This window comes from Streptomyces sp. NPDC003943 (assembly GCF_053605265.1).
Window position 1 is genome coordinate 1 of sequence record NZ_JBSGIW010000147.1, and the last position, 11,363, is coordinate 11,363.

Sequence of the window (11,363 nt, forward strand, 5' to 3'; positions counted from 1 at the left end):
CACGGCGTCCAGCATCCGCACGATCCGGTCGCCGACCGCCCGCAGCGCCTCCGAGCCGGGCCCGGACGGCAGCACGAAGCGCAGGCTGAGCGGCTCTCGCTGCGGCACGCTGTGGCCCCCCTCCTGCGCGCTGCCTTTGCCGCGGCGCCCGTGCCCTCGCTTCGGTCCCCTGCCGCCCCTCCTGCGCGCTGCCGTCGCCGCGGCGCCCCTGCCCTCGCTCCGGCCGCGCGCCGTCCCTCCGGCGTGAGGCGCGTCCGTCGGTCCCCCCTGCCCCCCTACATCTCCTCCTGGCCCGCCACCCTGCCGAAGTTCCTGTCCTCGTCCGTTCCCGGGGGCGCGGGGAGGGCCATGCTGTAGTGGCGGTAGAGCTGGAGTTCCTGGGCCGGGGAGAGGTGGCGGCCTACGCCGAAGTCGGGGGCGTCCTTGATGAGGGAGCGCTCGTAGGGGACGTGGAGGCCGTCGACGGCGAGTTCGCTCGGCTCCAGGGGGACGAAGGCGTCGCGGCTGAAGAGGCCGGTGCGGACGGCGGCCCATTCGGGGATTCCGGTCGCGTCGTCCAGGTACACCTCGTCCACGGTGCCGATCTTGTGTCCGTTCCGGTCGAACGCCTTGCGGCCGATCAGGCTGCGCGGATCGATGTCGGTCTGCACGGTCCCTCCAACTGGTCGCAACTCATCTACAAGCACTACGAAAGTGCACATCTGGGATGTCGGCCACTTGAGCGATGGGAGAAGGATCCGCGCTGGTAGGCTGGCTGTGGCTGTCGACCCTGCGCGGGAGAGTCCTCCGGAGAAACCTTTCGGAGGCGCCGAAGGAGCAAATCCTCCCCGGAATCTCTCAGGCCCCTGTACCGCGCGGACGAGGTCACTCTGGAAAGCAGTGCGGGCGTCGGACGGCATCCGCTCTCACCGACGGTGAAAGCCGGCCGGCCACGCTCCGCGCGGCAGGCCGGTGAAGCTCTCAGGTTTTGATGACAGAGGGGGAGGCCGTCCGGGCACCCGCGCCGTGGTGCCCCTCGCAGGTCGTGACGACCAGGAGGCCCCCGCAGCATGACCGCCAACCGCATTCCGCTCTCCGAGCTCGAGCAGGGCATTCCCTTCGAGCAGCGGCACATCGGACCCGACGCCGAGGCGCGGGCCAAGATGCTCGCCCAGGTCGGTTACGGCTCCCTGGACGAGCTCACGGCCGCCGCCGTGCCGGACGTCATCAAGAACGCCGAGGCGCTCGCGCTGCCGGCCGCCCGCACCGAGGCCGAGGTCCTGGCCGAGCTGCGCGCCCTCGCCGACCGCAACCAGGTCCTCGCCCCGATGATCGGCCTCGGCTACTACGGCACCTTCACCCCGCCGGTGATCCTGCGGAACGTCATGGAGAACCCGGCCTGGTACACGGCCTACACGCCGTACCAGCCGGAGATCTCGCAGGGCCGCCTGGAGGCGCTGCTCAACTTCCAGACCATGGTCGCCGACCTCACCGGTCTGCCCACCTCCGGCGCCTCGCTGCTCGACGAGGGCACCGCGGCCGCCGAGGCCATGGCGCTCTCCCGCCGCGTCGGCAAGGTCAAGAACGGTGTCTTCCTCGTCGACGCCGACGCCCTGCCGCAGACCATCGCCGTCATCGAGACCCGCGCCGAACCCACCGGCGTCGAGGTCGTCGTCGCCGACCTGTCCGCCGGCATCCCGGCCGAGGTCGCCGAGCGCGGTGTCTTCGGTGTCCTCCTGCAGTACCCGGGCGCCTCCGGCGCCATCCGCGACATCAAGCCGGTCATCGACCAGGCCCACGAGCTCGGCGCGATCGTCACCGTCGCCGCCGACCTGCTCGCGCTGACCCTGCTCGCCTCGCCGGGCTCCCTCGGCGCCGACATCGCCGTCGGCACCACTCAGCGCTTCGGCGTCCCGCTCGGCTTCGGCGGCCCGCACGCCGGCTACATGGCCGTCCAGGACAAGCACGCCCGCTCGCTGCCCGGCCGCCTGGTCGGCGTCTCCGTCGACGCCGACGGCAACAAGGCGTACCGCCTGGCCCTGCAGACCCGCGAGCAGCACATCCGCCGCGAGAAGGCCACCAGCAACATCTGCACCGCGCAGGTGCTGCTCGCCGTCATGGCCGGCATGTACGCCGTCTACCACGGCCCCGAGGGCCTCAAGGGCATCGCGCAGCGCACCCACCGCTACGCCGCGATCCTCGCCGCCGGTCTGCGGGCCGGTGGCGTGGAGCTCACCCAGGGCGCCTTCTTCGACACCGTCACCGCCCGCGTCCCCGGCAAGGCCGACCAGGTCGTCGCCGCCGCCCGCGAGGCCGGCGTCAACCTGTACCGCGCCGACGCCGACACCGTCTCGATCTCCTGTGACGAGACCACCACGCGCGCCAACCTGGCCGCCGTGTGGGCCGCCTTCGGCGTCGACGCCGACATCGAGGCCCTGGACGCGGTCACCGAGGACGCGCTGCCGGTCGACGCGCTGCGCTCCGACGCGTACCTGGCCCACCCGGTCTTCCACGCGCACCGTTCCGAGACCGCGATGCTGCGCTACCTGCGCAAGCTCGCCGACCGCGACTACGCGCTGGACCGCGGCATGATCCCGCTCGGCTCCTGCACCATGAAGCTGAACGCGACCACCGAGATGGAGCCGGTGACCTGGCCCGAGTTCGGGCAGATCCACCCCTTCGCGCCGATCGACCAGGCGCAGGGCTACGCCACGCTCATCACCGAGCTGGAGGAGCGCCTCGCCGAGGTCACCGGCTACGACAAGGTGTCGATCCAGCCGAACGCCGGCTCCCAGGGCGAGCTGGCCGGTCTGCTGGCCGTCCGCGCCTACCACCGCGCCAACGGCGACACGCAGCGCACGGTCTGCCTCATCCCGTCCTCCGCGCACGGCACCAACGCCGCCTCCGCCGTGATGGCCGGCATGAAGGTCGTCGTCGTGAAGACCGCCGACGACGGCGAGGTCGACGTCGACGACCTGCGCGCCAAGATCGAGCAGTACCGCGACGAGCTCGCCGTGCTGATGATCACCTACCCGTCCACGCACGGCGTGTTCGAGGAGCACGTCGCCGACATCTGCGGCCTGGTCCACGAGGCCGGCGGCCAGGTGTACGTCGACGGCGCCAACCTCAACGCCCTGGTCGGCCTCGCCAAGCCGGGCCACTTCGGCGGCGACGTCTCGCACCTCAACCTGCACAAGACCTTCTGCATCCCGCACGGCGGCGGCGGCCCGGGCGTCGGCCCGGTCGCGGTGCGCGCGCACCTCGCCCCGTACCTGCCGAACCACCCGCTCCAGCCCACCGCGGGCCCGGAGACCGGCGTCGGCCCGATCTCGGCCGCCCCGTGGGGCTCCGCGGGCATCCTGCCGATCTCCTGGTCGTACGTGCGCCTGATGGGCGGCGAGGGCCTCAAGCGCGCCACCCAGGTCGCCGTCCTCGCGGCGAACTACATCGCCAAGCGCCTGGAGCCGCACTACCCGGTGCTCTACACCGGCCCGGCCGGTCTGGTCGCCCACGAGTGCATCGTCGACCTGCGCCCGCTGTCCAAGGCGACCGGCGTCACCGTCGACGACATCGCCAAGCGCCTGATCGACTACGGCTTCCACGCCCCGACCATGTCGTTCCCGGTGGCCGGCACGCTGATGATCGAGCCCACCGAGTCCGAGGACCTGTACGAGCTCGACCGCTTCTGCGACACGATGATCGCGATCCGCGCCGAGATCGAGAAGGTCGGCTCCGGCGCGTGGCCGGCCGAGGACAACCCGCTGCACAACGCCCCGCACACCGCGGCGGCGCTCGGCGGCGAGTGGAACCACCCGTACAGCCGCGAGGAGGCCGTCTTCCCGGCCGGCGTCTCGGCCGCGGACAAGTACTGGCCGCCGGTCCGCCGCATCGACGGTGCCTTCGGCGACCGCAACCTGGTCTGCTCCTGCCCGCCGCTGGACGAGTACGAGGGCTGAGCCCCCGGCGCGTGACGACCCACGGCGCATGACAAGAGGGCCGGTTCGGAGATCTCTCCGGGCCGGCCCTCGGCTTTTCCCTCGTGCTCCCTCGTACGGTGTGGGGCCGACGGCCGTCAGGCCGCCGTCGTCACGCCGGCCGCCGTCAGCGGGCGGTGCGGGGCGACGATCCGCCCGTCCGGCAGCAGCTCACCGGTGTCCTCGAAGAGCAGGACGCCGTTGCACAGCAGGCTCCAGCCCTGCTCCGGGTGGTGCGCCACAGGGCGGGCGGCCTCCCGGTCGGCGGAGTCGGCGCTGGGACAGGCAGGCTGGTGCTGGCACATGGGTGGATTCTTTCGCTGCGTCGTGGTGGATGTCCTGCGGCTCTTCACGGTCATGGCCGCCCCCGTCGGTCGGTTCGGTTCCGGTGCCCAGTCTTGCCGCACGGACGACGTTCCGCAGGTATTTCACGGCAGCTCGTCCTCTTCGTTGAGGACGCATCACCCGCAGGGGCGGTTCACGCCAACTGCACCATTACTTCGGGGGGTTCGGGGTGGCCCGAGCGGGCTAGTCCGAACGGGCCGGAGCTCGGACAGCAGTGCGCCCCGGGGCCGCCGTACGGCTCCGGGGCGCGCGGACGGACCGGGTGGGACCGCCTCAGGCCGTGGCGGCCGAGCCGAGCAGCGGCGGCGGGGTGAGCCGAAGACCGATCACGGGCAGCAGGTCGGTCACCGGGTACGGGCGGTCGGCGGCGATCCCGGGGGGTGCGGGGGACAGCGGCACCAGGAGGTCGGCCGGGCCGGGGACGGTGGTGGCGCCGTCGGCCTCGGTGTCGGTGTGCAGCCACAGCGTCAGCATGTAGAGCCCCGGTACGGACAGCAGCCTGGGCTGGTACGGGGTGCCGAGCGCCTCGGCCTGGATCAGGGCCCGCTCGGTCGCCGTGACGTAGGGGCCCTCGAAGAAGTGGGAGAAGGTCCAGCCGTCCGGCGTGAGCATGGTGTCCGCGGCGGCGATCGCCCGTTCCCCGTTGCGGATCAGGAAGCGCCAGCCGGCCAGCCGGGTGTGCGACGGCGGTCCGGCCGGCTCCGCGATGTCCGGCACGCCGAGCACGTGCACGGGCAGGGGCAGTTCGGGACTCAGCGGCCCCTGTGCGGCCCGCAGGGCCGGGGTGCGGGGTTCGCGGACCGCAGAGGGCGAGCCGAGGGCCGCGAGGACACTGCGGAGGGCCGGCGCGGGGGCCGGGGAGGGTCGGAGCATGATGGGTCGCCTCTCACTCAGGAGACACGGGTGCAGCGTGGGCAGGTACGACAGCGCTGTCAGCGACGGGGCCAGAGAGGGGGGCCATGGGTGCATGGCCGTGCGCCAACACTCTGACTCGTGCGCGGAGTTTATACGACACGTGTTCACGCAGTGTTTCCGCTAGGCGCCACCGATATTCCTGACAAGGCGTCATTCAGTCGTATTCCCACGGTGATTCGATGGAATGCACGCGTCCGGTGGAACGTCTTCCAGCACTTCTGCCGTCGAGCGGGTCGGCCGAATCTCGACGGTCTCCTGTTCGACTCCGCCGGACAATATGACTTTGGTATATGACCATTGCCCGTTGCCCTCGGGGACTGCCTCCGGAGAAAGCCACTCCAGACTATCCGTTCACACCTTGTCCCCGCAGGCGTTGTCGATCAGTCGGCTGGGCATCATGCTCCGAGACGCTCGCGGCCGTCGTGGCGGCTGCCCGCTCGGGGAGGGACGCTTCGATGGGTGAGAAGGTCGTGGCCGACGTGTTCGGCCCGTCCGACCGGCAGCGCTACCGCAGAAAGCTCCAGCAATGTCTCGCCGCGCTCGCGCGGCTGCTCGCGGAGAAACGGTTCGACCGCCCCCGCAATCTCATCGGGCTGGAGATCGAACTGAATCTGGCGGGCGAGGACGGCCTGCCCAGGATGCTCAACGCGCCCGTGCTCGACCGCATCGCCAGCCCCGATTTCCAGACCGAACTCGGCATGTTCAACCTGGAAGTCAACATCGCCCCGCACCGGCTCGACGGCCATGTATTCGACCGGCTCGCCGAGGAGCTGCGCACCGGACTCGGATACGCCGACCGGAAGGCCCGGGAGGCCGGCGCCGGAGTCGTCATGGTCGGCATACTGCCGACCCTCACGGAGGACGACGCCGTCGCCGCCAACCTCTCGGCCGCCGACCGCTACACGCTGCTCAACGACACGATCCTCGCCATCCGCGGCGAGGACCTCATCCTCGACATACAGGGGATCGAGCACCTGCGGTGCACGCCGGCGTCGATCACGCCCGAGGCGGCCTGTACGTCGGTGCAGCTGCACCTCCAGGTCACCCCGCCGCGCTTCGCCTCCGTGTGGAACGCGGCGCAGGCCGTCGCCGGCGTGCAGATAGCCGTCGGCGCCAACGCGCCCTTCGTCTTCGGCCGCGAGCTGTGGCGCGAGTCCCGGCCGCCGCTGTTCACCCAGGCCACCGACACCCGGCCGCCGGAGCTCCAGGCCCAGGGGGTGCGGCCCCGCACCTGGTTCGGAGAGCGCTGGGTGGACTCGGTGTACGACCTCTTCGAGGAGAACCTGCGCTACTTCCCGGCCCTGCTGCCGATCTGCGACGACGAGGACCCGCTGCGCGTCCTCGACGAGGGCGGAGTGCCGAAGCTCGCCGAACTCGTGCTGCACAACGGCACGGTCTACCGCTGGAACCGGCCCGTGTACGGCTGGGTCGACGGCGTCCCGCACCTCCGGGTGGAGAACCGGGTCCTGCCGGCCGGGCCGACCGTCACCGACGTCGTCGCCAACGCCGCCTTCTACTACGGCCTGGTGCGCACGCTCGCCGACGAGTCCAGGCCCATCTGGAAACGGATGAGCTTCGCGGACGCCGAGCACAACTTCGACACCGCGTGCCGCCAGGGCATCGACGCCGAACTGCGCTGGCCGCGCTCCGGCCGCTCCGGCGGCACGGCGACCGTGCCGGCGGTACGGCTTGTGCTCGACGAACTGCTGCCGCTGGCCGCCGCCGGGCTCGACGCCTGGCACATCGAGCCGCGCGACCGGGACTTCTACCTGGGCGTGATCGAGGAGCGCTGCCGGCGCCGGGTGAACGGCGCCTCCTGGCAGGCCGACACCTTCCACCGGTACCTGGACTCCGGGCTCGACCGGCCGGCCGCGCTCGCCGCGACCACCCGGCGCTACCGGGAGCTGATGCTGACCGGTGAGCCGGTGCACACCTGGCCGGCGGGCATCGAGCCGCTCGGCGTCGAGGCCGTCGGGAGCGGTGCGGTGGGGACCGAGGGCGGCACACAGGCACGGTAGGTAGGGTTCCCGTACCCGGTACGCGAGGGGAATGGGAGACAGGTGTGGTGTCGGAGCAACGAGTGGTGGACGCTTCCCTGCCTCCCGACGGCCTGCCGCGCCGCATGCTGCGCGACGAGACCCTGCTCGTGCTCGCGCTGTCGCTCGGCGCGAGCGGGGTGTCCGCGCTCATCAGCTTCATCGGCGCGCTGACCAAGCCGGGTGCCCTGAAGCACCAGGCGGCCACGCTCAACGGCTCGTACGCGCCCGGGCGGCCCTGGCTCGACCTCGCCTGGCAGCTCTTCGGCATCGCCACCGCCCTGGTGCCGGTCGCCCTCGTCGCCCATCTGCTGCTGCGCGAGGGAGGTCTGCTGCGCACCGCTCCGGCCGGGCCCCGGGGCCTGCGGGTCATCGGCTTCGACCGCACCCGGCCGTGGTCGGACCTGGGGCGCGGGGCGCTGGTGGCGGCCGGCATCGGCAGCGCCGGACTCGCCTTCTACCTGGTGGCGCGGGCGGCCGGGTTCAACCTCACCGTGGTGCCGGAGTCGCTGCCGGACGTGTGGTGGAAGTATCCGGTGCTGATCCTGTCGGCGATCCAGAACTCCGTCCTGGAGGAGGTGGTCGTGGTCGGCTATCTGCTGCGCAGGCTCGACCAGTTGGGCTGGAGCCCGCGTGCCTCGCTCGCCGCGAGTTCGGTGCTGCGCGGCTCGTACCACCTCTACCAGGGCATCGGCGGCTTCGTCGGCAACATGGTCATGGGCGTGGTCTTCGTCTGGCTGTACCGGCGCTGGGGCCGGGTGGGGCCGCTGGTGGTCGCGCACGCGCTGCTCGACATCGTGGCCTTCGTCGGCTATGGCCTGCTCGCGGGGAAGGTGGGCTGGCTGCCCACCGTCTGACCACGCGCGACCGATCCCACGAGGAGAGAGGGGCGTACGGCATCGGCCGTACGCCCCTCTCGCATGTGCGGGTCAGGCGTGCAGTTCGCCGTCGACGACCGTGAACGCGTGGCCGTTCAGGAGCGTGCGCTCGCCGCGCAGCCGGGTGCGGACGAGGCCCGTGCGGGCGCCGCCCTGGAAGCCGGTGAGGTCGTCGCGGCCGAAGCGGCGCGACCAGTAGGGGGCGAGAGCGGTGTGGGCGCTGCCTGTGACCGGGTCCTCGTCGATGCCGACGGCCGGGAAGAAGCCGCGCGAGACGAACTGGTAGCCGCCGTCCGGGTCGTCCGCGACGGCCGTGGCGATGATGCCGCGCTCCGACAGGGTGCGCAGGGCCGCGAAGTCCGGGGTGAGGCCGCGCACGGTCGCCTCGTCCGCCAGCTCGACGACCAGGTCGCCGATGTGGGCGGCGGTGTCGTGCACGGCGACGGGCTCGGCGCCGAGTGCCGCCGCCAGGCCCTCCGGCGCGGCCACCGGGGTCAGCGACGAGGTCGGGAAGTCGAGCGTGATCGTGCCGTCCGGCTCGGCGGTCGCGAGCAGGATCCCGCAGCGGGCCGCGAAGCGGACGGTGCCGGTCGCGGTGCCGGTGCTGTGCAGGACGTGCGCGGTGGCCAGGGTGGCGTGGCCGCACATGTCGACCTCGGTGGCCGGGGTGAACCAGCGCAGCGCCCAGTCCGCCTCGCCGCCGGGCGGCAGCGGGTGGGCGAAGGCGGTCTCCGAGAGGTTGACCTCGGCGGCCACCCGCTGGAGCCAGGCGTCCTCCGGGAAGGAGCCGAGGAGCAGGACTCCGGCCGGGTTGCCGGAGAAGGGCTGGTCGGTGAAGGCGTCGACGATTCGAATCCGCATGGCCCGGAACGTACCGGAGGCGGAAAAGCGCAGGCCAAGGCCAATTCGGGACGTCTGGACCGATCGGAGTCCGGGTCGGCTGGCGGTCGGGTGCCGGTCGGGTGTTGGCAAACGAACTGTTCCGATATATCGTTGAAGCATCGCGACAGTTCAACGATGAATCCCGATGGAAGGAGCGTTGCGATGCGTACACATGGACACGAGCACATGCACGGACACGGCGGACCCGGTCGTGGGTACTGCGGGCCCGGCCCTCGCGGTGACTTCGAGGGGCGGCGCGCGGCCTTCGGCGGCTTCGGGCCGGGCCCGTGGGGCGGTGGGCCCTGGGGTGGCGGCGGCTTCGGCGGCCGGGGCCGAGGTGGCCCCGGCGGGCGCGGCCGGGCGCGGCGCGGCGATGTTCGCGCCTCGATCCTGGCGCTGCTCAAGGACCGCCCGATGCACGGCTACGAGATGATCCAGGAGATCGTCGAGCGCAGCGGCGGGGCGTGGAAGCCCAGCCCGGGTTCGGTCTACCCGACCCTCCAGATGCTGGAGGACGAGGGGCTGATCGCCAGCGAGAGCGAGGGCGGCAAGAAGCTGTTCACGCTCACCGACGCCGGCCGCGAGGAGGCCGAGTCGGGACCGGAGGCCCCCTGGGAGGAGGCCGGCCGCGGCGTCGACTGGGAGGCCGTGAACGAGATCCGGCAGGCCGGCTTCGGCCTGATGGAGGCCTTCGGGCAGGTCTGGAAGGCCGGCAGCGCCGAGCAGCGGCAGAAGGCCGTCGAGGTGATCAACGAGGCCCGGAAGAAGCTGTACCTGATCCTGGCCGACGAGCACTGACCGGGCGCTGACCGGTCAGGGAGTGCAGAGGGGCCCCGCGGCGGCATGCCGCGGGGCCTCTTCCTCGTCGTACGGTACGGGCCGCCGGTCAGCCGACCAGGCCCGCGAGCTTGCGCAGCGACTCGGTCAGCGCCGCCGTCGCCGAGTCCTTGAGCTTGCCCGCCATCAGGGAGACGGCCGCACCCGTGAACTCCCCGTCGATCCGTACGGAAGTGGCCGCGCCGTCCGCGGTGAGCGAGTAGCGCGTCCCGACGACGACGCCCATCGGGCCCTTGCCGCGGATTGCGAACACCCGGCCCGGCTCCAGCTCCTCCACCGTCCAGAGCACCTCGGCGGGGAAGCCCATCAGCTTCATGTTCTCCGTGAAGGTGGCGCCGGCCTCCAGGGCGGCCGGGCCGCCGTTCGGGAAGTTCGTGTGGGTGGCGTTCCACTCCCCGTACGAACCGAAGTCGGTGAGCCGCGCCCACACCTTCTCGGCCGGTGCCTCGATCCGTGCCTCCGCGCTGACTTCGGCCATGGGAACCACCCCTTCACGCGTACCAGTCGGGCCTGTCGGTGTCGCGGAACGTAGCCGGAGCGGCGTGAACATTCAATACTGATGAACCGTCAGTTCTGCGGGCTCGCCGTCGACGCCGTCGATCCACCAGATCTGCGCGGAGTCGAACCGGTCCGAGGCGCGCGGCCCGCCGCCCTCGTCGTGGCAGTGGAACGCGGCCCAGAACAGATCGGCCGGCAGCGCCTCCCGCGGTGCGTACACCCGGTAGACGTACTGCCGCCCGTCGAGCGCGAGCAGGGCCACCATCCAGAACATGTCTGAAGGACGATACGGGCCGGGCACATGGTTGCGTCCGGGGCGCAATGCAAGGCGGCGCGCGCCCCTGGGGGAGAAGTCGCGCGATCTCATCCGTGAGGAGGAGGAATCGCTCGCGCGTGCCCGACTCGGGAGGGACGCGCACATGCTCCTCGGCGGGGATGCCCGGAGGCGGGTGGGTTTGATGAGGTGGAACCGTGCACAGTCCTGTCCCTCAACAGCCGTCCGCCCCGAACGTCAGGCACCGCGGCGGCCCCGGTCCCGCACCCCACGTGCCGCCGTCGCTGCCCGCCGCGCGCCGCGCCGAGCTGGAGGGCGTGCTGACCGCGGAGCTCCTGACGGCCGTGGCCGGCGCCCGGCGGCGGGCGCTGCGGGACGGCGACCGGCAGATCGACACCGCCCACCTCCTGCACTCCCTGGTCGAGGCGGATACCGAGGCCGGCGCCGCCCTCGGCGGCCCGCCGCAGCACGCCCGGGTGCTCGGCTATCTCGTCCAGCGGTCCATCGGCTACGGGCTGCGCTGGCAGCGCTCCGTCGAGGACACCGGCTCCGCGCTGCCCGCCGTCCGGGGCGCCGAGACCGCCTCCTCCGGCTGGTCCCCGGCGGCCGCCGCCGCCCTCGCGGGCGCCTGCGAACGGGCCGCGCTGCGCGGCGACCGAAGGGTCCGCGGTGATCATGACGACGGATTCCCCCTTCTCCGCTTCCCGTTCCGGATGGAGGACGGTAGCGGAAGGAAAGCAGACAG

At 72.0% G+C, this 11,363-nt stretch carries 11 protein-coding genes and 1 riboswitch; of the genes, 5 read left to right on the plus strand and 6 right to left on the minus strand.

The features are described from left to right. Positions 1–275: 275 nt before the first annotated feature. Positions 276–650, minus strand: coding sequence for a PRC-barrel domain-containing protein (locus ACWEV0_RS34500; RefSeq protein ID WP_453153762.1), 375 nt, complete (start codon positions 648–650; stop codon positions 276–278). A gap of 114 nt (positions 651–764) precedes the next feature. Further along, positions 765–863, plus strand: a riboswitch (glycine riboswitch). 186 nt (positions 864–1,049) lie between these two features. Here ACWEV0_RS34500 and gcvP point away from each other — a divergent pair. Then, positions 1,050–3,935, plus strand: coding sequence for an aminomethyl-transferring glycine dehydrogenase (gcvP, locus tag ACWEV0_RS34505; RefSeq protein WP_453153763.1), 2,886 nt, complete (start codon positions 1,050–1,052; stop codon positions 3,933–3,935). 116 nt (positions 3,936–4,051) lie between these two features. On the opposite strand, the gene ACWEV0_RS34510 is transcribed toward gcvP, so the two are convergent. Continuing rightward, complete coding sequence (locus ACWEV0_RS34510) at positions 4,052–4,258, minus strand: DUF5999 family protein (RefSeq protein WP_453153764.1); 207 nt, start codon at positions 4,256–4,258, stop codon at positions 4,052–4,054. Positions 4,259–4,571: 313 nt separating this feature from the next. Further along, complete coding sequence (locus tag ACWEV0_RS34515) at positions 4,572–5,171, minus strand: hypothetical protein (protein ID WP_453153765.1); 600 nt, start codon at positions 5,169–5,171, stop codon at positions 4,572–4,574. Between the two features lie 497 nt (positions 5,172–5,668). Here ACWEV0_RS34515 and ACWEV0_RS34520 point away from each other — a divergent pair, with 497 nt between their 5' ends. Then, on the plus strand, positions 5,669–7,231 hold the full coding sequence (locus ACWEV0_RS34520; RefSeq protein ID WP_453153766.1) for a glutamate--cysteine ligase: 1,563 nt from the start codon (positions 5,669–5,671) through the stop codon (positions 7,229–7,231). Between the two features lie 104 nt (positions 7,232–7,335). Further along, positions 7,336–8,106 carry a CPBP family intramembrane glutamic endopeptidase gene (locus tag ACWEV0_RS34525; protein WP_453153772.1) on the plus strand — a complete coding sequence of 257 codons (771 nt, stop codon included), beginning with the start codon at positions 7,336–7,338 and terminating at the stop codon, positions 8,104–8,106. 72 nt (positions 8,107–8,178) lie between these two features. On the opposite strand, the gene ACWEV0_RS34530 is transcribed toward ACWEV0_RS34525, so the two are convergent. Then, entirely contained in the window at positions 8,179–8,988 is an 810-nt protein-coding gene (locus ACWEV0_RS34530; protein ID WP_453153767.1) for a PhzF family phenazine biosynthesis protein, read from the minus strand. A gap of 183 nt (positions 8,989–9,171) precedes the next feature. On the opposite strand from ACWEV0_RS34530, the gene ACWEV0_RS34535 reads away from it, so the two are divergent. Then, positions 9,172–9,807: a PadR family transcriptional regulator gene (locus tag ACWEV0_RS34535; protein ID WP_453153768.1), complete on the plus strand. Its 636-nt coding sequence runs from the start codon at positions 9,172–9,174 to the stop codon at positions 9,805–9,807. Between the two features lie 88 nt (positions 9,808–9,895). Here ACWEV0_RS34535 and ACWEV0_RS34540 read toward each other — a convergent pair whose 3' ends face one another. Together ACWEV0_RS34540 and ACWEV0_RS34545 are read right to left on the minus strand one after the other, a co-directional pair. Next, a complete protein-coding gene (locus ACWEV0_RS34540; RefSeq protein ID WP_453153769.1) occupies positions 9,896–10,324 on the minus strand; it encodes a type II toxin-antitoxin system Rv0910 family toxin in 429 nt (142 codons plus the stop codon). Between the two features lie 72 nt (positions 10,325–10,396). Continuing rightward, positions 10,397–10,618 carry a hypothetical protein gene (locus tag ACWEV0_RS34545; RefSeq protein WP_453153770.1) on the minus strand — a complete coding sequence of 74 codons (222 nt, stop codon included), beginning with the start codon at positions 10,616–10,618 and terminating at the stop codon, positions 10,397–10,399. A gap of 197 nt (positions 10,619–10,815) precedes the next feature. Here ACWEV0_RS34545 and ACWEV0_RS34550 point away from each other — a divergent pair. Beyond that, positions 10,816–11,363 (plus strand): hypothetical protein (locus ACWEV0_RS34550; protein ID WP_453153771.1); only part of this gene is annotated, 548 nt, incomplete at its 3' end.

Coding starts and splice junctions, on each gene's coding strand:
- ACWEV0_RS34545 (WP_453153770.1), bottom strand. CDS start 10,618: ATGTTCTGGATGGTGGCCCTGCTCGCGCTCGACGGGCGGCAGTACGTC.
- ACWEV0_RS34520 (WP_453153766.1), top strand. CDS start 5,669: ATGGGTGAGAAGGTCGTGGCCGACGTGTTCGGCCCGTCCGACCGGCAG.
- ACWEV0_RS34535 (WP_453153768.1), top strand. CDS start 9,172: ATGCGTACACATGGACACGAGCACATGCACGGACACGGCGGACCCGGT.
- ACWEV0_RS34525 (WP_453153772.1), top strand. CDS start 7,336: ATGCTGCGCGACGAGACCCTGCTCGTGCTCGCGCTGTCGCTCGGCGCG.
- ACWEV0_RS34530 (WP_453153767.1), bottom strand. CDS start 8,988: ATGCGGATTCGAATCGTCGACGCCTTCACCGACCAGCCCTTCTCCGGC.
- ACWEV0_RS34510 (WP_453153764.1), bottom strand. CDS start 4,258: ATGTGCCAGCACCAGCCTGCCTGTCCCAGCGCCGACTCCGCCGACCGG.
- ACWEV0_RS34540 (WP_453153769.1), bottom strand. CDS start 10,324: ATGGCCGAAGTCAGCGCGGAGGCACGGATCGAGGCACCGGCCGAGAAG.
- ACWEV0_RS34515 (WP_453153765.1), bottom strand. CDS start 5,171: ATGCTCCGACCCTCCCCGGCCCCCGCGCCGGCCCTCCGCAGTGTCCTC.
- gcvP (WP_453153763.1), top strand. CDS start 1,050: ATGACCGCCAACCGCATTCCGCTCTCCGAGCTCGAGCAGGGCATTCCC.